Origin of the sequence: Streptomyces diacarni (assembly GCF_003323715.1) — a bacterium.
Lineage (GTDB): Bacteria > Actinomycetota > Actinomycetes > Streptomycetales > Streptomycetaceae > Streptomyces > Streptomyces diacarni.
Window position 1 is genome coordinate 102,724 of the sequence record NZ_QOIN01000053.1, and the last position, 22,830, is coordinate 125,553.

Consider the following 22,830-nt stretch of genomic DNA (forward strand, 5'->3'; position numbering starts at 1 on the left):
GGTCCTCGTGCGGGTGTCCTAGGGTCTTCGGATCGCTCGGGCCTGCCCCGGCATACGGCCGGGCCTAGAGGTGGCGCGCGGCGCGCCGCAGGTCGTGTTCGTGGATGATCGCTTTGGCGTGCCCGTAGGCGAGGTCGTGCGCGCCACGGAGCCAGCTCACCTTCTCCTCGAAGCGGACGAGAGCGGGACCTTCGTCCACCGTGCGCAGCCAGTCGGAGACTTCACGGCCGGTGCACTGGGGGATGCGGGAGAGCATGTTCCGGTGGGTCTCTTCGGAGAAGACTTGGGACATCGGCGCCTCCGGACGCTTTTGCAATGAGTCCTTGGCCACACGTTGCCTGAGTGCGCGGGCGTTGGCAACAGTGTGGTCGCTCCGCACCGGGAGAGGGCTGGATAGGGTGAGGCCGTGCCCCGTGTTGACACCCGTGCCCTGACCGATGCCGTGGAGCGCCTCGCCGACCGGCTGCGGGCGGCGCCGCAGAGCGCCCTGACCCGCGGCGCCGCGGCCGACGGCCTCGCTCTGGCGCGGGAACTCGCCGCGCTGGCACAGCGCCTGGAGTGCGGAGCGGAGAGTGCCGCGCGCCGCACGCTGCCCGACGCGGGCGTCTTCGCTGTCGGCGACCAACTCGCCGTCGCCGGACACGACCTGGCCGCGGCCCTGGAGGAGGCTCCCGACGCGGACGCCGAGCCCGCCTTGGCGGAAGCCCTGCGCGCGGTGGCGGCAGCGCCCTTGTAGGCGGCCCCTCGCGTCTACAGCGGGGTGATGACGCGGTCGGCCAGCAGGTAGGCCGTGCTGCCGTCCGGGTAGCCGAAGGTGAGCGTGTAGGAGCCGGAGACGCCGGAGCCGCCCATCAGCACGGGGGCCTCCCCGCGGCGTACCGCGTCGGCCAGCGCCTCGCTCGTGGCGCGGTGGCCCGGCGACAGGCATACGGTCGTCCCGTCCTCGAAGAGGTAGACGTCCAGCGTGCCGAGCGGACCCGGGCGTACGTCGGTCAGCGGCGTACGGGCCTCGGCGAGGCCGGCGAGGCGTTCGATGGTGCGCTCGTGGTAGGTGACCGTGGGTGCGGGGGACGGCGACGCCTGCCCGGCGACCGGCTCGCCGCTGAGGGTGTAGTCGGGCTGGGACGGATGGCGGCGCCGGGCGGCCGCCAGGTCGGGCGATTCCGCGTCGGACTCCGCGCTCACGTCCTGGGCGTGGGACGAGGGGCGGGCGGGGGTGCCGTCCGGCTCCTCCCCGTCCTCGCCCGGATGCGTGTCCCACGTGTCCCAGGTGTCCCAGGCGTCGAACGAGGCTGTGGCGGCCATGTCGGCCATGTCGGCTGGGGTCACGTTCACGTCGATGTCCCCGTCCTCGGGGCCCGGCTGGCGCGGGATGAACATCTGACCGGTCTCCGAGCCGTGCGGCGCCGGCCGCTGACCGGCGGGGCCGGTGAGGTCGGCGGAGTCGGCGGAGTCGGAGGAGTCGGCGTAATCCGTGAAGTCCACGAGGCCGGTGAGGTCGGTGGCCCCCGGGTCGCAGTCCGTGCACCGGTTCGGGTCGGTGAAGCCGTCGGCGAGGTCGCCGGGTGCGATCTCGTACTCGGTGCCGTGCCCCGCCAGCAGGGCGCCGGACTCCGGTCCCGCGTCGCCGCGTGCCTCCTGGGCGGCCCAGAAGGCACGCGCCTCGGCGAGTTCGCGCTCCCGCTCGTCCGCCAGCGCGGCGGCGACCGCGGCGCGGATCTGCCGGGAGAAGGGACCTGCCGCCTCCGTGTCGCCCTCCGCGGCCGCTGCCGTGGGGGCGTCGGTGGCCGCTGCTGCCACGCGGGCTTCCTCGGCCGCTGCGGCACGGGCTCCGTCAGCCGGTGCCGTGCGGGCGTGCGGGACCACGGTGGGCGCGCCCGTGGCGTCGGGCCGCCCCGCCTCCAGTTCGGCGCGCAGCGCCGTCAGCTGGCGGCGCAGGCCACGCGCCGTGTGCAGTGCCGCACCGCCCAATGCGGTGGCCACGGCCGCCGCACACAGCAGGATGAGGGATATGGCGCTCACTGACTTGACTCCCGGTTCCGGTTCGTTCCCCCTGACGCGGTCCCCCCGGTCGTTCACCCTGAATTCCTACAACAGCGGTGTCGGTACACGGTGTCGGTGAGGTCGTCCAAGGCTCTTCGACCGTAGTGCAAATCCCGGCGAACTGGACAGGTGGGAGACCGGCGCCGTCCCCGGCGCACCGCTCTGACCTGCGAAAATGTGGCGCCCCCAGGGTGTATATCACATCCTGGGGGCGCTTTTGTCTCGGCGGCGTCTCAGCGGGTGGGCGACCGGGGACCGCCGCGCTCCGAGGTCAGCTCAGGCGCTCCAGCACCATCGCCATGCCCTGACCGCCGCCCACGCACATCGTCTCCAGGCCGAACTGCTTGTCGTGCCACTGGAGCGAGTTGAGCAGCGTGGTGGTGATGCGGGCGCCGGTCATCCCGAAGGGGTGACCGACGGCGATGGCGCCGCCGTTGACGTTGAGCTTGTCGAGGTCGATGCCGAGGTCCTGGTAGGAGGGGATGACCTGCGCGGCGAAGGCCTCGTTGATCTCGACCAGGTCGATGTCGCCGATCGACATGCCCGCGCGGGCGAGTGCCTGGTTGCTGGCCTCGACCGGGCCGTACCCCATGATCTCGGGGGAGAGCGCCGAGACGCCGGTCGACACGATGCGGGCGAGCGGGGTCAGCCCCAGCTCGCGGGCCTTGGTGTCGGACATGATCACCAGCGCGGCGGCGCCGTCGTTGAGCGCGCAGCAGTTACCCGCGGTGACCAGGCCGTCCGGGCGGAAGACGGGCTTGAGGCCCTCGACGCCCTCCAGGGTCACCCCGGGCCGCGGCCCGTCGTCCTTGCCGACGACCGTGCCGTCGGGGGTGGTGACCGGCGTGATCTCCCGCTCCCAGAAGCCGTCGGCGATCGCCTTCTCCGCCAGGTTCTGGGAGCGGACGCCGAACTCGTCCATCTCCCGGCGGGTGACGCCCTTGTGCCGCGCGAGGTTCTCGGCGGTCTGGCCCATCGCGATGTAGACGTCGGGGACCTGCTCGTTCTCGCGCGGGTCGGTCCAGCCTTCTCCCCCCTGCTCGGCGCGGGCCGCGGTGCGCGCCTCGGCGTCGGCGAAGAGCGGGTTGTGCGTGTCGGGCATCCCGTCCGAGGTGCCCTTGACCGAACGGGAGACCGCCTCGACACCCGCCGAGACGAACACGTCGCCCTCGCCCGCCTTGATCGCGTGCAGCGCCATGCGGGTCGTCTGCAGGGACGAGGAGCAGTAGCGGGTGATCGTGCAGCCCGGCAGGTGGTCCATGCCCATCTGCACCGCGACGACGCGGCCGAGGTTGTGGCCCTGCTCGCCGCCGGGGAGACCGCAGCCGAGCATCAGGTCGTCGATGTCCCGCGGGTCCAGCTCGGGCACCTTGGCCAGCGCCGCCTTGATGATCTCGGCCGTCAGGTCGTCCGGGCGTACGTCCTTGAGGGAGCCCTTGAAGGCGCGGCCGATGGGGGAGCGGGCGGCGGAGACGATCACTGCTTCGGGCATCAGGAGCTCCTGGGGGAGTCGGCGGATCGGCGGTACGCAGCGGAAGCTACCCGCCCGTAGGGTGCCGGTCACGGTCTGAACGGTGTGATGCGGGCCTCTTCTAAGCGTTTGCTTTGCCCCGGGGAGGCGTCAAGAAGCTCCCGCCGAGCAGCGCGCCGCTCGGCCGCGCCCCTCCTCCCCGTCCCGGAGCTGTCCGCCCCATCCCGTCCCGGAGCTGTCCGCTCAGTGGGCGGCACGCTCTCGTCCGGCACGCTCCCGTCCGGGCCGCCGGCCGCTCAGTGGCGTTCGGGTTCCTCCTCGCGCTGCCAGGTGGTCTCCTGCTCGGGCGGCAGCCTGCGCCGGCGGCGGTGCTTGAGCAGCGCCCAGGGGCCCCGCATCCCGGCGACCTCGGTGCCGCCCTCGGCCGCCGCCTCGGCCGCCGCACGGGCGACCGGCAGCACGCCCTCGCGACGGCGGCTGTCGGGGCGCTCGTCCGGCCACAGCCCCAGCGCCGCGCACAGGGTGGGCAGGACCGCCATGGCGGCGGTGGCGTACCCCTCGGCGGACGGGTGGTAGTTGTCCGGGCCGAACAGCTCGCGCGGGTTGGCGGAGAACTCAGGCCCCAGCAGGTCGCCCAGCGAGACCGTCCGTCCGCCCTCCTCGACGACGGCGATGGTCTGTGCCGCCGCCAGCTGACGTGAAAGCCGCCGCGCGATCCAGCGCAGCGGCTGCCCGACGGGCTCGACACTGCCCAGGTCGGGGCAGGTGCCGACCACCACCTCGCAGCCGGCCGTCCGCAGCCGCGCCACCGCGTCCGACAGGTAGCGGACCGAGCGGGCCGGGGACATCCGGTGGGTGACGTCGTTGGCGCCGATCATGATGACGCACACGTCCGGTGCCATCGCCGGCTCCCGTGCGCTCAGCAGCAGCGTGATCTGCCGCTCCAGGTCGTCGGACATGGCCCCGGACAGTGCGACGTTGCGCAGTTCCACGGGGCGCTCGGCCACGGCCGCGAGCGCGGAGGCCAGCAGGGCGCCGGGCGTCTGCCGTGCCCTGGGCACGCCCTGTCCCGCCGCCGTCGAGTCGCCGAGGAAGGCCATGCGCAGCTCGCGCCCGGCGTAGAGCCTGCCGAAGGCGCCGCCGTACAGACCGTCGGACTCGGGCGGCTCGTCGTCCGAGCCGCCGATATGACGTTTCGCCAGTTGGAGTTCGGTGAACAGCAGCCCGACCGCCGCCCCGCCGACCAGGCCGATTCCGCCGCCTCCGTAGGCGGCTGCGGTCGCGATTCGCCGGGCCACTCTCGCGCTCGACGCCTTCGACATCGGCATTGTGCTCTTCCGCCTCCCGCGTTGCCGTACTGATGATTCGTCCGGTTGCTGTGGTCAACCTGGTTCGGTTGCCGTTGCTTCGTCTGATTCCGCTGGTTCCGCTGGTTCCACTGATTCAGCTGGTTCGCGGCGTGGACGTGCGCGCCGTTCCTCGGGTGGCGCGCGGCTTCGTCGGACGATGTTCCCGAGGCCCGTTCGGGAAGCCTCCCGAAGGACCCTGGTCCGGGTGGCCGCCCAGTAAGTGGTGACCGTCCCGCCGCGCGCCGGGGCTCGTACCCCTCAAGACTGTGTTGCCCGCCCCGGACCGTGCTGCAACGCGCCCCCTGCGTGCGCGTGTTGCCCCATATGGTGTCGGCACGGGCCCGCGACCCGCGGCCCGCGACCACGACTACGCGCGGAGACCACGGTGCAGTATCACGAGTCGATGATCGAGCTTGTCGGCAACACCCCGCTGCTCAAGCTCACCAGTGTCACGGAAGGCATCCAGGCCACCGTCCTGGCCAAGGTGGAGTACTTCAACCCGGGCGGCTCCGTGAAGGACCGGATCGCGCTGCGCATGATCGAGGCGGCCGAGGAGTCGGGCGCGCTGCGCCCCGGCGGAGTGATCGTCGAACCCACCTCGGGCAACACCGGGGTCGGTCTGGCCATCGTGGCGCAGCAGAAGGGCTACCGCTGCCTGTTCGTGTGCCCCGACAAGGTCTCCACCGACAAGATCAACGTGCTGCGTGCCTACGGGGCCGAGGTCGTGGTCTGCCCCACGGCCGTCGACCCGGAACACCCCGACTCGTACTACAACGTCTCCGACCGGCTGGTGCGGGAGACCCCCGGGGCCTGGAAGCCCGACCAGTACAGCAACCCCGACAACCCCCGCTCGCACTACGAGACGACCGGGCCCGAGCTCTGGGAGCAGACGGACGGGCGGATCACCCACTTCGTCGCGGGTATCGGCACAGGCGGCACCATCAGCGGCACCGGACGGTACCTGAAAGAGGTAAGCGGCGACCGGGTGCGGATCGTGGGCGCCGACCCCGAGGGCTCGGTCTACTCCGGTGGCAGCGGGCGGCCCTACCTCGTCGAAGGCGTCGGCGAGGACTTCTGGCCCGACGCGTACGACCGCAACATCACCGACGAGATCATCGGCGTCTCCGACAAGGACTCCTTCCAGATGACCCGCCGCCTCGCCAAGGAGGAGGGCCTGCTGGTGGGCGGCTCCTGCGGGATGGCGGTCGTCGGTGCGCTGGAGGTCGCGCGCCGGCTGGGTCCGGACGCCAAGGACGCGGTGGTCGTCGTCCTGCTGCCCGACAGCGGGCGCGGCTACCTCAGCAAGATCTTCAACGACGAGTGGATGAACGACTACGGCTTCCTGGAGGAGGGCGGTACCGCGGGGGCGCGGGTCGGCGACGTCCTGCGGTACAAGGAGGGCCCGCTGCCCTCCCTGGTGCACATGCACCCGGAGGAGACCGTCGGCGAGGCCATCGAGGTGCTGCGCGAGTACGGCGTCTCGCAGATGCCCGTCGTCAAGCGCGGCGCCGGCCACCCCGACGTGATGGCCGCCGAGGTGATCGGATCCGTCGTCGAACGGGAGTTGCTCGACGGACTGTTCGCGCAGCGGGCCTCCCTGGGGGACGCGCTCGACAAGCACATGAGCGCGCCGCTGCCGCACGTCGGCGCGGGCGAGGCCGTCGCCGACCTGATGGCCGTGTTGGAGGGCGCCGACGCGGCGGTGGTACTGGCGGACGGCAAACCGAGCGGGGTCGTCAGCCGGCAGGACCTGTTGGCGTACCTGGCCCGCTGAGACGGGGGCCCGGGGGAGGTCTCCCCCGGGCCCGGGTCTTCCCCGGCGCCCGAACGCCTCGCCGCCGCCTCTCGTCCCCCGGGGGGGGCCACTCCGTGGGGCCCGACGGGGGGACTACTCGTGCGGTGCCGGGCCCCGGGCGGGTTGCTCGTACGGTGACGGCCCCGGGCGGGCCATTCCGTGTGCCCCCCCGGACGGGTCCGCTCGTGCCGTGTGGGTTTCGCGGGGGGCCACACGTGCGGTGTCGGCCCTCCGTGTGGGGCTCCTCGTGCCGACCCGCCCCCCGGGAGGGGCACACGTGCGTGCCGGCCCGCCCGGTGGGGCTCCGCACGTGGCGGGCCGGTTCCCGGCGGACGCGCTCAAGCCGGAGGTGTGGCTACTCGTTCTTGTCCCGGCGTGCGGGGGTGAACCAGGACCGGCTGGCCTGGAGGGCGTTGACGGCGACGATGCCGGCCCAGCAGGTGAACAGGCCTGTCATGCCGGCGTTGACGACGGCGATCGCCGAGAGGGGGATCGCCAGCACCAGGGAGGCGACCGCCAGGCCGAGCCGGGCGCCGAGGCCGTCGGAGAAGACCGGCGATCCCTGGTGGGCCCTGCCCGACGCGGCGCCGCGCGCGGCCACCATCTGCTGTTCCGCCAGCTGCCGGCGCATCCGCTTGTCGACGACGTTGTCGAGCCGTTGCTCCACCTTCTCCAGGAAGGCGTCGATCAGCTCGCCCTCGTACTCGGGCCCCAGCTCCCTGCGGGTGTGCAGGGTGGCGTCGAGTTCCTTCTTCAGCTCGGGATCGGGTGTGCTCATGCCTGTCACGGTACGGGCGCGCGGGGTGGAGTGGAGTGGTGCTAGCACCCCTCCGCGGCGGGACCCGGCTGCACCACATTGCATTAAGTTGATCGAAACGAGTCTTGACGCGTCATCTTCGAGCACATAACTTTCCGGGCATCAGGCTCCCAGGAAGGCCCTCCGGCGTGCGCAGACGTTCTCTCTTCGCTGCCGCCGCGACGACGTTCGGTACGACGGCGTTCGCGGCAGGCTGCGGCAGTCCCCCGAAACCGACCACCGCCTCGTCCAAGGGCGGCGCCGAACGCGGTCGGATCACCTACGGCGTCTGGGACGTGTACCAGATGCCGGCCATGGAGAAGGCCGCAAGGGAGTTCGAGCGGACCAGACCGGGCGTGAGCGTGGACGTGCAGCTCACCCCGAACGCCACGTACTGGACGAAGCTGCGCACGGCCTGCTCGGGCGGCTCGGCACCGGACGTGTTCTGGATGAACGGGCCCAACTTCGGCCTGTACGCCGACAACGGGCAGCTGCTCCCGCTGGAGACGGAGGGCCCCGAGGCGATCCTCGACCCGGCCGACTTCCCGCCCGACCTGGCGAAGCTCTACCGCTGGAAGGGCACCCAGTACGGGGCGCCGAAGGACTTCGACACGGTCGCGCTCTGGTTCAACAAGGAGCTGTTCGACCGGGCGGGCGTGGACCACCCGGACGACTCGTGGACGTGGCAGGACCTGATCACCAGCGCCCAGCGGCTGACGGACAGGCGCCGCGGGGTCTACGGCGTGGGCGCCCCGGTGCGCGCCCAGGAGAACTACTACAACTCCATACCGCAGGCCGGCGGCTGGGTGCTCTCGAAGGACCGCACCGAGTCCGGGTACGCGGACCCGCAGACACTCGACGGGCTCCAGCTGTGGATCGACATGATCCACCGCTACCGCGCCTCGCCCACCCTCCAGCAGCTCACCGACACCGACGCCACGCAGATGTTCCAGGCGGGCAAGCTCGCCATGACGTACGAGTGCTCGTACAACGCGGCCGTCTTCTGGGCCGACCCGGCGCTGCGCGGCAAGGTGGACGTGGCCCCGCTGCCGCGCGGCAAGCGCCGGGCCAGCGTCATCCACGGCCTGGCCAACGTCGTCTATGCCAGGACGCCGCACCCGAAGCTCGCCCGGGACTTCGTGCGCTTCCTCTCCTCCAGGCGCGGTGCGCTCCTCCAGGCCAAGGGCACGGCCATCCCCGCACGGAACGGCACCCAGCAGCCGTGGGTCGACTCCATGCCGAAGTTCGACCTGAAGGTCCACCTGGACGCCGTGGACTACGCGGTGCCGTATCCGATCTCCACCAACACCGCCGCCTGGTCGCACAAGGAGCTGCAGCTGCTGTCCCGGGCGTGGAGCGGGGACGAGAGCCTGGCCGACGTGTCGCGTTCCCTCACCAAGGCGATGAACCAGTTGCTCGCCCAGGAGGGGAAGGCATGAGCGTCGACGTCGAGGCCACCGCGGCGGCGAAGCCGGCGTCGCCGCCTCCGTCCGAGGGGGCTGCCCGCTCCGCGTCCAGCCAGCGTGCGCTGCGCAAGAGGGAGCGCCGTTTCCTGCACCGCGACAAGTGGTGGGGCTACGCGCTGATCGCCCCCGCGGGTCTCGGTCTGGCGGTGTTCTACCTGTGGCCCGTGCTGCAGACCCTGTACTTCAGCTTCACCGAGTGGGGCCCCTTCGGCGGCACCTCGTGGATCGGGCTGGAGAACTACCGCACGATGCTGCACGACCCCGAGGTGTGGCAGTCGCTGGGCAACAGCCTGATCTACACGGTGCTGGTGCTGCTGGGCATCCCCGTCTCGATGGTGCTGGCCGTGCTGCTGAACCTGAAGGGCATGCGCGGCACCGGGTTCTACCGGACGCTGTACTTCCTGCCGGTCGTCACGATGCCGGCCGCTGTCGCGGTGGTGTGGCGCTGGCTCTACAACGGCGACGTCGGCATCCTCAACCAGGCGCTCGACGCGATCGGCGTCGACGGCACCTACTGGGTCTCCGACCCGGGCGTGGTGCGCTTCGCCGTCGCCGCCGTCGGCGTGTGGATGACCGTCGGATACAACATGATCCTGCTGCTGGCGGGGTTGCAGGGCATCCCGCAGGACTACTACGAGGCCGCCTCCCTGGACGGGGCGGGGCGCGTGCGCCAGTTCTTCTCCGTCACCCTGCCGCTGCTGAGTCCGACGCTGTTCTTCACCACCGTGCTGTCGGTGATCCAGTCGCTCCAGGTGTTCGACCTGATCTACATGATCCTGGGCGCCAACACGTCCGTCGGCGTCACGAACCCGGCCTACAGCGAGGGCCAGACCATCGTGATGCTGTTCTTCCAGAAGTCCTTCTACGACAACCAGCGCGCGTACGGAGCAGCCATCGTCTGTGTGCTGTTCGTCCTGATCATGGCGCTGACCGCCCTCCAGTTCCGGTTGCAGAAGAGGTGGGTCCACTATGACTGAGACGAGCGTGGCAGCCCCGCGCCGCACGCGCCCCGAGGGCGGCCGACCGCCCGCCGCGGCCCGCCGCGCGGCCCGCAGGAACCGCGAGGGGCGGCTGTGGCCGGCGCACGTGCTGCTGTCCCTGGGCGCGGTCGTGACGGTCTTCCCGCTGCTGTGGCAGGTGCTGACCTCCTTCAAGTCGTTCGGCGAGTCGACCAGGGTGCCGCCGACGTTCCTGCCGGAGCACTGGGACTGGTCGAACTACGCGACGGTCTTCTCCTCGATACCGTTCACCGACCAGCTGCTGAACACCGTGCTGATGACGCTGCTGCGCACCGTCGCGCAGCTGCTGCTGTGCTCGATGGCGGCGTACGCGTTCGCGCGCATCGCCTTCCCCGGGCGCGGAGCGCTCTTCCTGGGGTTCCTGGCGGTGCTGATGGTGCCCAGCCAGCTGTTCCTGCTGCCGCAGTACCAGATCATGCAGGACCTCGGCTGGCTCAACTCCCTGCAGGCGCTGGTGGTCCCCGGCATGTTCAGCGCCTTCGGTACATTCCTGCTGCGCCAGTTCTTCCTCGGGCTGCCCACCGAGCTGGAGGAGGCGGCGAGGCTGGACGGGGCCAACCCGTTCACCGTCTTCTGGCGGATCGCCCTGCCGCTGGCCCGCCCCGGGCTGCTGGCCCTGGGCATCCTCACCTTCCTGTGGTCGTGGAACGATCTGATGTGGCCGCTGGTCGTCAACACCGACCCGTCCCAGATGCCGCTGTCGGCCGGTCTCGCCACCCTCCAGGGCGCGCACCTGACGGAGTACCCGGTGCTGATGGCCGGCTCCGTCCTGGCCACACTGCCGGTGATCGTCGTCTTCGTGGCGATGCAGCGGCACTTCATCCAGGGCATCGCCTTCTCCGGCATGAAGGGCTGACCACCACGTGACCGGAACAGCTGGATATGACGTGACCGGAACGGCTGACAACGACGTGACCGCAATGGCTGGAGACCACATGAGCGACACCACCCTCGCCCCGGCGCCCGGAGGCGCCGAGCGGCCCCGCACCCGGGACCTGCGCCTGGCCGTCATCGGGCTCGGGCTGCGCGCCACCCTCGCCCGTCAGGCACACCGCCCCGGCGAGGGCTCCCGCGTGGTGGCCGCCGTCGACACGGCTCCGGCGATGTTCCCGCGGGCCCGCGAGTGGTTCGGCGACGACGTACGGCTCTACGGCGGCCACCGCGAGCTGCTGGAGGCCGAGGAGCTGGACGCGGTCTTCGTCATCACCCCCGACCACACGCACGAGCAGCTCGCGACCGAGCTGCTGCGGGCGGGTGTCGCCGTCTTCGTGGAGAAGCCGCTGGCCATCACCACCGAGGGCTGCGACCGGGTGCTGGAGGCGGCCAGGGAAGGCGGCGCCCGGCTGTACGTGGGCCACAACATGCGGCACATGCCCGTGGTGCGCACCATGCGCGAGCTGATCCAGCGGGGCGAGATCGGCGAGGTCAAGGCCGTCTGGTGCCGTCACTTCGTGGGGCACGGCGGCGACTTCTACTTCAAGGACTGGCACGCCGACCGCCGCAACACCACGGGCCTGCTCCTCCAGAAGGGCGCGCACGACCTGGACGTCATCCACTGGCTGGCCGGCGCCTACACCGAGCGGGTCACGGCGCTGGGCGGCCTGACGCTCTACGGCGACATCGCCGACCGCTCGGGCCAGGCACCGGGCACGGTGATGCCCGACTGGTACGACCCGGAGAACAACTGGCCGCCGCTGGCGAACACGGGGCTCAACCCGGTCGTGGACGTGGAGGACCTGTCGATGGTGGTGATGCGGCTCCAGGGCGGCGTCCACGCCAGCTACCAGCAGTGCCACTACACGCCCGACTACTGGCGCAACTACACCGTCATCGGCACCGAGGGCCGGCTGGAGAACTTCGGCGACCACGGGGAGAGCGCCGAGGTGCGGGTGTGGAACCGGCGCAGCCGGGAGGGCTACCGCGCCGAGGCCGATCTCGTGGTCCCCATGCCCTCCCGCGGTGACGAGGAGGGCGGGCACGGCGGCTCCGATCCGCTGCTGGTGGCGGAGTTCCTGCGGTTCGTGAGCGAGGGCGGCGCCACCGACACCAGCCCCGTCGCGGCGCGTGAGGCCGTGGCGGCCGGGGTCGCTGCCACCGAGTCGCTGCGGGACGGGGGCACGCCGGTGACGGTCTCCCGTCTCGCTCCCGAGCTGGCGCGGTGGTTCGCGGACGGACAGGGCTGACACCCTCCCCGCCCTCCGTCCCCCGGTCCCCGTCCCCCGGGCTCCCGGCCCCGCCTCTGACCCCCGCCTCCCGACCCTCCGGTGGCCGTCTTGCCGCGGCGCCCGCTGGCTGCATAGGATTATGCACGGGAGGAGCGGGCTGAATGCGAGGTGTGGGATGGGCGGCGCGAGCGCGCGGTTGCTGAAACTGTTCGACGGACACCGGCTGACCCCGACCCAGCGCCGCATCGCCCACTGCATGGTCCGCAGGGCGGGGGACGCGCCTTTCCTCTCCAGCGTCGAGCTGGCCGAACTGGCCGGGGTCAGCCAGCCGTCCGTCACCCGGTTCGCCGTGGCGCTCGGCTTCGACGGCTACCCGGCACTCCGCCGCCACCTGCGCGAGAGCGAACCGCAGGAGGGGACGGAGCCCACCGCGGCAGGCGAGGATCCCGGCGGGCTCAACGAGTACCAGCAGGCGGTCCACGCCGAGATCGAGAACCTGCGGCACCTGGCCGCGCTGCTGGAGGACCCGGCGCCCGTCGAACGCGCGGGCAGGCTGCTGGCCGCCTCCCGCCCGCTGCCCGTCCTCGGACTGCGGGCCGCGGCGGCCCAGGCCGGCGGCTTCGCCTACTTCGCCGCCAAGGTCCACCCCGAGGTGCGGCTGCTCACCGAGGGCGGCTCGATGCTCGTCGACCGGATCGACGGCTGCGTGCGCGCGGGCGCGAGCGTGCTGATGTGCTTCGCGCTGCCCCGCCATCCACGCGAGACGGTCGAGGCGCTGGAGCGGGCCAGGGAGGCGGGGCTGGCCGTGATCACCGTCGCGGACAGCGCCTTCGCGCCCGTCGCCCGCCCCGGCGACCTGCTGCTGCCCGCGGCCGTCGGCACCGGCCTCGCCTTCGACACGGCCTGCGCCCCCATGCTGTTGGGCCGCGTCCTGCTCGAAGCGATGTGCGACGGTCTGCCCGAGGCACAGGCCCGTCTGGAGGAGTTCGACGCGCGGGCGAGCGAACGGGGCCTGTTCGCGGAGTGAGCGCAAAGGGGCCGCCAGGGTGGCAGCCCGACGGAGTGCGTCCACCTGCCCTGACCCGCTCGGCTACCCGCGGCCGGGAACCGGTGCGGGGGCGCGCGCGAGCGGTGCCCGGCCCAGGAAGGCCAGCAGCCGGTCGGCGCTCGGCGCGTCGTCGGGCAGGGGCAGGCGGGGCCCGAACAGGGGATGCCGGGTGCCGTCGTGCGGGACCAGGTGGCGGGCCACCGGCAGCAGGCGGGCCGCCAGGGGCCCTGGCACGGCACGCTCGGGGTGCCCGGTGGACCAGGCGATGTCCCAGCCGTGCACGGCGAGTTCGACCGCGCCGGTCAGGGCGAGTGCCGTCGCCGTCAAGGGCGCGTCGGCCACCGCGACGATGCGGACGCCGGGGCGGGCGCCGGCCCAGGCGCCCAGCAGGCGCGCCGCGCGCCGCCGGAAGGCGGCCGCGGGGTCCGGGCCCGGGCGCGGGGCCGCGACCGCTGCCGGGCCCGGCTCATGGTCGTGCGGGTGGAGTGCGACGGCGCCCTCGGTGATGCCTTCGTGCAGTGCTGCCAGCGAGTCGTCCACATGGGACAGCAGGGCGCCCAGATTCCATGCGGCGCAGGGGGTGGGGCGCCCGAGCAGCGCGGGGGTGACGCACTGGGCGGCCCCCAGCGCGTACCCGACCGCGCGGCGCAGCAGTTCGGTTGCCTGTTCGGCGGTGTCCCCGAGGCGCGCGTCCTCGGTGCCGGATCCGTTGTCCTCCTCCTGGCGGAACACGGCGGTGCTCAGGCGGGCGTGCCGTCGTCGGTGGTGTCGCAGAGCTGGACGTAGTTGCCGTCCGGGTCTTCCAGTGTGCCCAGCAGCATGTGCTCGTCGACCGTCTCGATCGGGCGGATCCAGCGCGGGTTGAGCTGCGCGTTGAGCCGCCTCTCCATGTCACGGATGCCGGTGACCTCGACGTTGACCAGTACGCGGCCCGGTTCGACGGACTTGCGGCCCACGTCGTCACGGGCCTCGAAAACGACGTACGTGCCGCCCAGCCGCAGATGCCGTACAGGGCCCCCGTCCTCGGCGCCGTCCCACGTCAGGCCGGGGGCGAACACGTCCCGGTACCACTCCCACAGCCTCCTCGGGTCGGTGCTGCCCAGCACGATCCCGCCCACCCGGGGGCTGCCCGGTTCCGTCGTCTCGCTCATGGCGTGCCGCCTCCCGCACTTCAGGTCGCCGGGCCCAGTGCACCGGTGCCGGAAAGAGGGACCGGAGGGAGGCGGAAAACTCATCGCGGAAGGCGCCGCACTCTTCTGCGAGGCCGCCCGTACGGGTGGCTGTCCGATCGGGTGGCTGCCGTACGGGTGGCTGCCGTACGGGTGGCGGGCGCCGCGGGGCGGCACGACGCCGGAGCGGACGGCCGGGCTGCCGGGCACATGACTGCGATACCGTGACGGCCTCACGGAACGTGGCACGGAAGTTCGGCTGAGCCGTCGTGGTCCCGGACGGGATCCTGGGCAGCCCCGCACAGATCAGGACCGTCGTGGACCGATTCGCCGCTGTCCAGCAGAGGCTGCGCACCGCGCCCCCGCAGGACCTCGCCGACGTCCTCGCCGACGAGCTGCGGGCCGGGTACGGCGCGGGGCTCGTCGAGCTCCGCATGGTCGACTACGGCATGACGTCGCTCCGCCGAGTGCACGGGCATCCGGCCGACGAGGACGCGGTGTCCGTGTACGACAGCCCGCAGGGGCGTGCCTTCGGCGCCCAGGAGCCGTACGTCACCAGTCAGACAGGTGACGCAGTCGTCGTCCACCTCCCCCTGACGGCGCGTGGCGACCGGCTCGGCACGCTGTCGGTGGGGTTGCCCGGCTCGCGGGACACGCGCGAGCTGCTGCCCGAGCTGCGCGAGCTGTGCGAGGTCCTCGGGCACGAGGTCCTCGTCGCCGGGCGGGACACCGACCTGTTCCTGCTGGCCCGCCGCGCCACCCGGCTCACGCTCGCGGCGGAGATGCAGTGGCAGCTGCTGCCCGGCCGCGCCTGCGTACGCCCGGAGTTCGAGGTCGGCGCCCACCTGGAGCCGGCGTACGCGATCTTCGGTGACGGGTTCGACTGGGAGGCCTCCGAGCGCTATCTGACGCTCAGCATCACCAACGGCATGGGCGAGGGGATGGAGGCCGCGCTGCTGACCAACCTCGCCACCAACGCGCTGCGCAACGCGCGCCGCGCCGGACTGGACCTGGCGGGGCAGGCGACGCTCGCGGACCAGGCCGTCTACGCGCAGTACCAGGGCTCCGCCTACGTCTCGGTGCTCCTGCTGCGCCTGGATCTGGCCACCGGAGCCGTCGAGGTGGTGGACGCGGGCTCGCCGCGCACCTGGCGGCTGCGCGGTGGCCGCACGGTGGACACCCTCTCCTTCGACAGCCAGCTGCCACTCGGCATGTTCGAGGACACCGTCTACACCGAGGAGCACTTCACGGCGCTGCCCGGTGACCGGCTGCTGTTCGGCAGCGACGGCGTCTACGACACCCCGGGGCGCGGGGGCGAGAAGTACGGCGACCGTTCCCTGGCCCGCGCCCTGGCCGCCCACAGGCTCCTGCCCGCGGCCCAGGTGCCCGTCGCCCTGCTGCGCGAACTCGCCGCCTACCGGGGCGAGGCGCCGCTCCAGGACGACGCCGTCCTCATGTGCGTCGACTGGCACGGCCGCGGCCAGGACGCTACGGCGCCAGGGTGAGGCGCCGCGCCCGCGCGCACCCCGCGCAGCACCCGCCCTCCTGACCGGTTGAGCACAGGCATCACAGGCCCTTCCCCTCTCGGACATCCGACGAGAGCGCCCGAGAGGGGTGCGACGGTGTAAAGGGTGTGCGCTCCCGCCGGTTCTGGGCTCCTGGTGCGGAGAGAGGTCCTGTCTCTCCGGTGCCGTCCGGGCGGCCGGACGGCGAGTGCTCAGCCCAGCATCTTGATGACCTCCGCCGCCACGGGGCCTGCGGAGGCGGGGTTCTGGCCGCTGACCAGGTTGCGGTCCACCACCACGTGCGGCGCCCACGGCTCACCCTCGTCGAAGTGGGCGCCCTCCTCGACCAGCCGGTCCTGGAGCAGCCACTTCGCCTTGTTCGCGAAGCCCGCCTGCTGCTCCTCGGCGTTGCTGAAGCCGGTCAGCCGGTAGCCGTACACCGCGCTGGCGCCCTCCTGCGTGTGGGCGGCCAGCAGCGCGGCGGGGCCGTGGCAGACCACGCCCAGCGGCCGGCCCGACGCCAGGGTGCGCACCAGCAGCGTGCCGGAGTCGCTGTCGGTGGCCAGGTCCTCCATGGGGCCGTGGCCGCCCGGGTAGAAGACGGCGTCGAAGCCGGCCGGGCCGCCTCCGCTGTCGATCCGTACGTCCTCGATGCTCAGCGGCTGTCCCAGTTCGGTGAAGGCCTCGAGGCCCGCGGCCACCCGGTCGGCGTTGTCCTGTCCGCCGTTCGCGTCGGCGGACAGGCTGGTCTGGTCGACGCTGGGGACCACTCCGCCGGGGGTGGCGACGACGACCTGGTGGCCCGACATCTTGAAGGCCTCGTAGGGGGCGACCGCCTCGTCGGCCCAGAAGCCGGTGGGGTGCTGGGTGCCGTCGGCGAGGGTCCAGTGCTGAGCGCCGGTCAGCACGAAAAGGATCTGCGACATGTCGTTCTCCGGGGCTGCGTGGGGGTGAGCGTGGGGCCAGGGAGGCGGGTGGTGCGGTTGGTGCGGAGCGCGCTGACGTGCCGTACCCGGAGCGTGGCCTCCGTATGCGACCGCCGGGGCGCTCTTCGACGACGGTAGGCCGCTCCCGCGCCGGGCGGCGTCCTGAGCGGTCCTACCCGCCGCGTGTCCCTCCGGCTGTCCCACCGCTGGTTCACCGCGACCGGGTGGCGCGGGGTGTGCGGCGGGGTCTCCGGCGGGGGCCCGGGGCCGCCGTGTCCGGTCCGCCGGCGGGGTTCGTACCCGACCACCCGTTGACTAGATCTATTCACTGCGTATGGTTAGTGAATAGATCTGATTCGGCTGGAGTCGAGGAGGCAGGGCCACATGACCAGCACCGCAGGACCACGCCCGGTCAGGGCGTCGCGCGGCAGCGAGCTGAGCACGCTCGGATGGCAGCAGGAGGCCGCACTGCGGATGCTGCAGAACAACCTCGACCCCGAGGTCGCCGAGCACCCCGACAAGCTCGTCGTCTACGGCGGCACGGGCAAGGCCGCCCGGGACTGGGCCTCCTACGACGCCATCGTCCGCACCCTGCACACCCTGCGCGGCGACGAGACGATGCTCGTCCAGTCGGGACGCCCCGTCGGCGTGATGACCACCCACGAGTGGGCGCCGCGCGTACTGATCGCCAACTCCAACCTGGTCGGCGACTGGGCCAACTGGGAGGAGTTCCGCCGCCTGGAACAGCTCGGCCTGACCATGTACGGCCAGATGACCGCGGGGTCCTGGATCTACATCGGAACCCAGGGCATCCTCCAGGGCACCTACGAGACGTTCGCGGCCGTCGCCGAGAAGCGGTTCGGCGGCTCGCTGGCGGGGACGATCACGCTGACCGCGGGGCTCGGCGGGATGGGCGGCGCCCAGCCGCTCGCCGTCACCATGAACGGCGGTGTCGCCCTCGTGATCGAGTGCGACCCCTCCCGCATCGAACGCCGCATCGAACACGGCTACTGCGACGTCCGAGCCGACAGCATCGCCGAGGCGCTCCGCCTCGCCGTCGAGGCCCGCGACGCCCGCCGCCCGCTGTCCATCGGCCTGCTCGGCAACGCCGCCGAGGTGCTGCCGCAACTGCTCGCCGACGGCGCCCCCATCGACATCGTCACCGACCAGACCTCCGCCCACGACCCGCTCTCCTACCTGCCGACCGGCGTCGACTTCACCGACATGGCCACCTACGCCGCCGAGAAGCCCGCCGACTTCACCCGCAGGGCGCGCGAGTCCATGGCGGCCCACGTCGAGGCCATGGTCGGCTTCCAGGACGCCGGAGCCGAGGTCTTCGACTACGGCAACTCGATCCGCGGCGAGGCACAGCTGGCCGGATACACCCGCGCGTTCGACTTCCCCGGCTTCGTCCCCGCCTACATCCGCCCCCTCTTCTGCGAAGGCAAGGGCCCCTTCCGCTGGGCGGCCCTGTCCGGCGACCCCGCCGACATCGCCGCCACCGACCGTGCGCTGCTCGACCTCTTCCCCGAGAACGAGTCGCTGGCCCGCTGGCTGCGCCTGGCCGGCGAACGCGTCCACTACCAGGGCCTGCCGGCGCGCATCTGCTGGCTCGGCTACGGCGAGCGCGCCGCCGCCGGTGAACGCTTCAACGACATGGTCGCCTCAGGGCAGCTCCAGGCCCCCCTCGCCCTGGGCCGCGACCACCTCGACTGCGGCTCCGTCGCCTCCCCCTACCGGGAGACCGAGGCCATGCGCGACGGCTCCGACGCCATCGCCGACTGGCCGATGCTCAACGCCATGCTCAACGTCGCCTCCGGCGCCTCCTGGGTCTCCCTCCACCACGGCGGCGGTGTCGGCATGGGCCGCTCCCTGCACGCGGGGCAGGTCACGGTCGCCGACGGCACCGCCCTCGCGGGCGAGAAGCTGCGCCGGGTCCTGACCAACGACCCCGGCACCGGAGTGATCCGCCACGTCGACGCGGGGTACCCCGAGGCCGAGGCGGTCGCCGCCGAGCGCGGGGTCCGCGTCCCGATGCGCGAGGGGGACGCCTGATGGACCCCGCCTCCTCCGCCGCGGGAGCCACGGCCCCGCCGGGACCGCGGCCCTCCTTCCAGCAGATGTGGAAGGAGCTGCTGCCCCTCGGCAGGGCGGGCTCGGGCGGGTACCGCCGCTTCGCCTGGACGGGACCCGACCAGGAGTGCCGCCAGTGGTTCCGGGACCAGGCCGTCTCCAGGGGCCTCGCCTACGAGGTGGACGGCAACGGCAACCAGTGGGCGTGGTCGGGCGACAAGAACGCCGCCGACGCCGTCGTGACCGGCTCGCACCTCGACTCGGTCCCGGACGGCGGCGCCTTCGACGGACCGCTGGGCGTCCTCGCCGCCTTCGCCGCCTACGACGAACTGCGGAGCCGGGGCACCGCCTTCACGCGCCCCTTCGCGATCGTCAACTTCTGCGACGAGGAGGGCGCCCGCTTCGGCCTGGCCTGCGTGGGCTCCCGGCTGATGACCGGGTCCCTCACCGCGGAGGGCGCCCACGCCCTCCGCGACGCGGAGGGGATCACCCTGCCCAGGGCGATGGAGGCGGCGGGGCACGACCCCGCCGCGCTCGGCCCCGACCCCGAGCGGCTCGCCCGCATCGGCGCGTTCGTCGAACTGCACATCGAACAGGGCCGCGCGCTGGCGGAGACCGACCACCCGATCGCTGTCGCGTCGGCGATCTGGCCGCACGGCCGCTGGCGGTTCGACTTCCACGGCGAGGCCAACCACGCGGGCACCACCCGCCTGGAGGACCGCCGCGACCCCATGCTCACCTACGCCAACACGGTGCTCGCCGCCCGCAAGAAGGCGCGGCTGGCCGGCGCGCTGGCCACCTTCGGGAAGGTGGCGGTCGAACCGAACGGCGTCAACGCCGTCCCCTCCCTGGTCAGGGGCTGGCTGGACTCGCGTGCTCCGGACGAGGAGACGCTGGCGTCCGTCGTCGCCGAGATCGAACGCGCGGCCGGCGAACGCGGGGGCCGCGACGGCGTGGACGTACGGGTGACGCGCGAGTCGGCGACACCGCTGGTCGAGTTCGACCACGCGCTGCGCGATCGGATGGCCGCGCTGCTGGGGGAGACCATTCCTGTGCTGCCCACGGGGGCAGGACACGACGCGGGTATTTTGTCCGCTTCGGTGCCCACGGCGATGCTGTACGTCCGCAACCCGACCGGCGTCTCGCACGCACCCGCCGAGTCCGCCGAGGAGGACGACTGTGCGGCGGGCGTCACCGCGCTCGCCGACGTACTGGAAGGCCTGGTGTGACGACCACGCGAAACAACCCGACGGGCGACGGCGCCGCACCGGAACCCGGCGCGGCGCCCGCCGAGAAGGTCTACTGGTGCGAGCTCGCCTGGCTCAACGGCACCGCCGAGCCGCACGTCGCCCTGGAGGTGACCGCACAGGGGCGGCTCGGCGCCGTCCGCAGGGACGTCGAGGCGCCGCCGCCCGGCGCCACCGTGCTGCGCGGACTCACCCTGCCGGGCCTGGCGAACGCGCACTCGCACGCGTTCCACCGCGCCCTGCGCTCCACCGTCCAGGTCGGCTCGGGAACCTTCTGGACATGGCGGGACGCCATGTACCAGACGGCCTCCCGGCTCACCCCCGACAGCTACTACACGCTGGCCCGCGCGGTGTACGCCGAGATGGCGCTGGCGGGCATCACCTGCGTGGGCGAGTTCCACTACCTGCACCACGCGCCCGGCGGCGCGCGCTACGACGACCCCAACGCGATGAGCCACGCGCTGGTGGCCGCCGCCGCCGACGCCGGCATCCGCATCACCCTGCTGGACACCGCCTACCTCGCCTCCGGCATCGGCCCCAAGGGCCGCGGCGAGCCGCCGAACCGGCAGCAGCTGCGCTTCAGCGACGGCACCGCCGAGGCCTGGGCCGAGCGCGCCACCGCCTTCAGGCCCGAAGGCGGACACGCACGGGTGGGCGCCGCCGTGCACTCCGTGCGAGCGGTGCCCGCGCGGCAGCTGCGCACCGTCGCGCAGTGGGCCGAGGAGCGCGGTGCCCCCCTGCACGTCCACCTGTCCGAACAGACCGGCGAGAACGAGGCGTGCGAGCGCGTGCACGGCATGACGCCGACCGCCCTGCTCGCCGAACACGGCGTCCTCTCCCCGCGCACCGTCGCCGTCCACGCCACTCATATGACGGACGGCGACATCCGCCAGGTGGGGCGGACGGGTACGGGCGTGTGCATGTGCCCCACCACCGAACGCGACCTGGCCGACGGCATCGGCCCGGCCCTCGCGCTCGACGGTGCCGGAGCCACCCTGTCGCTGGGCAGCGACAGCCACGCCGTCATCGACCTGTTCGAGGAGGCTCGCGCCATGGAGCTCGACGAGCGCCTCGCCAGCCGCACCCGCGGCCACTGGACCGCGGGGCAGCTGCTGCGCGCCGCCACCGAGGGCGGACAGATCGCACTCGGCTGGCCCGAGGCGAGCCGGCTGGAGACCGGCGCCCTCGCCGACTTCACCACCGTCGCCCTCGACTCCGTACGCACCGCGGGCCCCGTCGCCCGCCTCGCCGCGGAGACGGCCGTGTTCGCCGCCACGGCCGCCGACGTCCGGCACACCGTGGTCGCAGGCCGCCACGTGGTGCGGGACGGCGCCCACACGCTGGTGGACTCCGTCCCCCACGCGCTGACCGAGGCGATCGGCGCCCTCCGTCCCTGACCGCCCGTCACCCGCAGCTCCGGGCCACCGGCCCCGCCCTGACACCGCAGCACCGCCAAGGAACCCCATGCCCCAGACAACCGCCCTGACCAACATCGCCGCTCTGGTCACCAACGACCCCGCCCAGGGCGACGGGAGCCCCCTGGGCCTCATCGAGAACGCCGCCCTCGTCGTCGAGGACGGCCAGGTGGCGTGGGTGGGCCCCACAGAGAAGGCCCCGCCCGCCGACAAGGCCCACGACGCGGGCGGCAGGGCCGCCATCCCCGGTTTCGTCGACAGCCACTCCCACCTCCTGTACGCGGGCGACCGCACCCAGGAGTTCAACGCCCGCATGTCGGGCCGCCCCTACACGGCGGGCGGCATCCGCACCACCGTCCAGGCGACCCGCGAGGCGAGCGACGAGGCGCTGGCGGCGACCCTGGACGCGCACCTGCGGGAGATGTACGCCCAGGGCACGACCACGCTCGAGACGAAGTCCGGCTACGGGCTCAGCCCCGAACACGAGGCCCGCGCCCTGCGGGTGGCGGCCCTCTCGGGCGTGGACGAGGTCACCTATCTCGGGGCCCACGTCGTGCCGCCCGAGTACGCGCACGACCCGGACGCCTACACGGCACTGGTGGCAGGACCGATGCTCCGCGCGTGCGCCCCGCACGCCCGTTGGGTGGACGTGTTCTGCGAGGAGGGCGCCTTCGACGAGGAGCAGTGCCGCACGATCCTCACCGCGGGCAGGGAGGCGGGCCTCATCCCGCGCGTGCACGCCAACCAGCTCTCCTACGGGCCCGGCGTCCGGCTCGCCGTCGAACTGGACGCCGCCTCGGCGGACCACTGCACCCACCTCACGGACGAGGACGTCGACGCGCTCGCCCACGGCAGCACCGTCGCCACGCTGCTGCCCGGCTGCGAGTTCTCCACCCGCGCGGTCTACCCGGACGCCCGCCGCCTCCTCGACGCGGGCGTCACGGTGGCGCTGTCGACCGACTGCAACCCGGGTTCCTCCTACACCTCGTCGATGCCGTTCTGCCTCGCCATCGCCGTACGGGAGATGAACATGACGCCCGACGAGGCCCTCTGGTCGGCGACGGCCGGCGGCGCGCGGGCGCTGCGCCGCACGGACGTCGGCCGCCTCACGCCGGGCTGCCGGGCGGATGTGGCCCTCCTGGACGCCCCCTCCCACGTCCACCTCTCCTACCGGCCGGGCGTCCCCCTGGTGTCCGAGGTCTGGCGCGAAGGGGTACGGGTCGCCTAGGGGGTGTCTTCAATGGATCTTGGGTAGTGGATCATGGTCGGGTGATACGTCGCCATGAGCTGTCCGATGCCGAGTGGGAGTTCGTCCGACCGCTGCTGCCCGCTTCGCTGCGGGG

Annotated in this window: 20 protein-coding genes; 12 read left to right on the forward strand and 8 right to left on the reverse strand. The window is 72.7% G+C overall.

What is annotated here, in order from left to right:
• Positions 1 to 64: 64 nt before the first annotated feature.
• Positions 65 to 292 (reverse strand): DUF4287 domain-containing protein, encoded by a 228-nt coding sequence (locus DTL70_RS26860; RefSeq protein ID WP_114024592.1) that lies wholly within the window; start codon positions 290 to 292, stop codon positions 65 to 67.
• A gap of 114 nt (positions 293 to 406) precedes the next feature.
• Here DTL70_RS26860 and DTL70_RS26865 point away from each other — a divergent pair, with 114 nt between their 5' ends.
• Positions 407 to 736 carry a hypothetical protein gene (locus DTL70_RS26865; RefSeq protein WP_114024593.1) on the forward strand — a complete coding sequence of 110 codons (330 nt, stop codon included), beginning with the start codon at positions 407 to 409 and terminating at the stop codon, positions 734 to 736.
• Between the two features lie 14 nt (positions 737 to 750).
• Here DTL70_RS26865 and DTL70_RS26870 read toward each other — a convergent pair whose 3' ends face one another.
• From DTL70_RS26870 to DTL70_RS26880, 3 genes are all read right to left on the reverse strand, one after another.
• Entirely contained in the window at positions 751 to 2,022 is a 1,272-nt protein-coding gene (locus DTL70_RS26870; RefSeq protein ID WP_114024619.1) for a hypothetical protein, read from the reverse strand.
• A 292-nt stretch (positions 2,023 to 2,314) separates the two neighbouring features.
• Positions 2,315 to 3,535, reverse strand: a complete 1,221-nt coding sequence (locus DTL70_RS26875; RefSeq protein WP_114024594.1) for an acetyl-CoA C-acetyltransferase — start codon at positions 3,533 to 3,535, stop codon at positions 2,315 to 2,317.
• A 275-nt stretch (positions 3,536 to 3,810) separates the two neighbouring features.
• Positions 3,811 to 4,842 carry an SGNH/GDSL hydrolase family protein gene (locus DTL70_RS26880; protein WP_114024595.1) on the reverse strand — a complete coding sequence of 344 codons (1,032 nt, stop codon included), beginning with the start codon at positions 4,840 to 4,842 and terminating at the stop codon, positions 3,811 to 3,813.
• Positions 4,843 to 5,248: 406 nt separating this feature from the next.
• Here DTL70_RS26880 and DTL70_RS26885 point away from each other — a divergent pair, with 406 nt between their 5' ends.
• Complete coding sequence (locus tag DTL70_RS26885; protein WP_114024596.1) at positions 5,249 to 6,637, forward strand: cystathionine beta-synthase; 1,389 nt, start codon at positions 5,249 to 5,251, stop codon at positions 6,635 to 6,637.
• A gap of 376 nt (positions 6,638 to 7,013) precedes the next feature.
• Here the strand turns inward: DTL70_RS26885 and DTL70_RS26890 are convergent, their stop codons facing one another.
• On the reverse strand, positions 7,014 to 7,436 hold the full coding sequence (locus DTL70_RS26890) for a hypothetical protein (RefSeq protein ID WP_114024597.1): 423 nt from the start codon (positions 7,434 to 7,436) through the stop codon (positions 7,014 to 7,016).
• A gap of 167 nt (positions 7,437 to 7,603) precedes the next feature.
• Here DTL70_RS26890 and DTL70_RS26895 point away from each other — a divergent pair, with 167 nt between their 5' ends.
• The 5 genes from DTL70_RS26895 to DTL70_RS26915 all read left to right on the forward strand — a co-directional run bounded on the left by DTL70_RS26895 (position 7,604) and on the right by DTL70_RS26915 (position 13,131).
• Positions 7,604 to 8,893, forward strand: coding sequence for an ABC transporter substrate-binding protein (locus DTL70_RS26895; protein WP_114024598.1), 1,290 nt, complete (start codon positions 7,604 to 7,606; stop codon positions 8,891 to 8,893).
• The gene (locus tag DTL70_RS26900) at positions 8,890 to 9,897 is read left to right on the forward strand and encodes a carbohydrate ABC transporter permease (RefSeq protein WP_114024599.1); all 1,008 of its coding nucleotides are present in this window, start codon (positions 8,890 to 8,892) and stop codon (positions 9,895 to 9,897) included. Before DTL70_RS26895 ends, DTL70_RS26900 begins: the two co-directional genes overlap by 4 nt.
• Entirely contained in the window at positions 9,890 to 10,795 is a 906-nt protein-coding gene (locus DTL70_RS26905; protein WP_245979790.1) for a carbohydrate ABC transporter permease, read from the forward strand. The genes DTL70_RS26900 and DTL70_RS26905 overlap by 8 nt, the downstream gene beginning before the upstream one ends.
• A 79-nt stretch (positions 10,796 to 10,874) precedes the next feature.
• On the forward strand, positions 10,875 to 12,122 hold the full coding sequence (locus tag DTL70_RS26910) for a Gfo/Idh/MocA family protein (protein WP_114024600.1): 1,248 nt from the start codon (positions 10,875 to 10,877) through the stop codon (positions 12,120 to 12,122).
• A gap of 157 nt (positions 12,123 to 12,279) precedes the next feature.
• A complete protein-coding gene (locus tag DTL70_RS26915) occupies positions 12,280 to 13,131 on the forward strand; it encodes a MurR/RpiR family transcriptional regulator (RefSeq protein ID WP_114024601.1) in 852 nt (283 codons plus the stop codon).
• Positions 13,132 to 13,194: 63 nt separating this feature from the next.
• On the opposite strand, the gene DTL70_RS26920 is transcribed toward DTL70_RS26915, so the two are convergent.
• On the reverse strand, positions 13,195 to 13,884 hold the full coding sequence (locus DTL70_RS26920; RefSeq protein ID WP_181861099.1) for a TIGR03086 family metal-binding protein: 690 nt from the start codon (positions 13,882 to 13,884) through the stop codon (positions 13,195 to 13,197).
• A gap of 8 nt (positions 13,885 to 13,892) precedes the next feature.
• On the reverse strand, positions 13,893 to 14,303 hold the full coding sequence (locus DTL70_RS33310) for a VOC family protein (protein WP_147266823.1): 411 nt from the start codon (positions 14,301 to 14,303) through the stop codon (positions 13,893 to 13,895).
• 335 nt (positions 14,304 to 14,638) lie between these two features.
• On the opposite strand from DTL70_RS33310, the gene DTL70_RS26925 reads away from it, so the two are divergent.
• Positions 14,639 to 15,826 (forward strand): PP2C family protein-serine/threonine phosphatase, encoded by a 1,188-nt coding sequence (locus DTL70_RS26925; protein WP_114024620.1) that lies wholly within the window; start codon positions 14,639 to 14,641, stop codon positions 15,824 to 15,826.
• A 212-nt stretch (positions 15,827 to 16,038) separates the two neighbouring features.
• Here DTL70_RS26925 and DTL70_RS26930 read toward each other — a convergent pair whose 3' ends face one another.
• Entirely contained in the window at positions 16,039 to 16,752 is a 714-nt protein-coding gene (locus DTL70_RS26930; protein ID WP_114024603.1) for a type 1 glutamine amidotransferase domain-containing protein, read from the reverse strand.
• Between the two features lie 384 nt (positions 16,753 to 17,136).
• Between DTL70_RS26930 and hutU the strand changes: the two genes are divergently transcribed.
• The 4 genes from hutU to hutI all read left to right on the forward strand — a co-directional run bounded on the left by hutU (position 17,137) and on the right by hutI (position 22,715).
• Entirely contained in the window at positions 17,137 to 18,807 is a 1,671-nt protein-coding gene (hutU, locus tag DTL70_RS26935) for a urocanate hydratase (RefSeq protein ID WP_114024604.1), read from the forward strand.
• On the forward strand, positions 18,807 to 20,054 hold the full coding sequence (locus DTL70_RS26940) for an allantoate amidohydrolase (RefSeq protein ID WP_114024605.1): 1,248 nt from the start codon (positions 18,807 to 18,809) through the stop codon (positions 20,052 to 20,054). Before hutU ends, DTL70_RS26940 begins: the two co-directional genes overlap by 1 nt.
• Complete coding sequence (locus DTL70_RS26945) at positions 20,051 to 21,469, forward strand: formimidoylglutamate deiminase (RefSeq protein ID WP_114024606.1); 1,419 nt, start codon at positions 20,051 to 20,053, stop codon at positions 21,467 to 21,469. Before DTL70_RS26940 ends, DTL70_RS26945 begins: the two co-directional genes overlap by 4 nt.
• Positions 21,470 to 21,536: 67 nt before the next feature.
• Positions 21,537 to 22,715: an imidazolonepropionase gene (hutI, locus tag DTL70_RS26950; protein ID WP_114024607.1), complete on the forward strand. Its 1,179-nt coding sequence runs from the start codon at positions 21,537 to 21,539 to the stop codon at positions 22,713 to 22,715.
• The last annotated feature ends 115 nt before the right edge of the window (positions 22,716 to 22,830 follow it).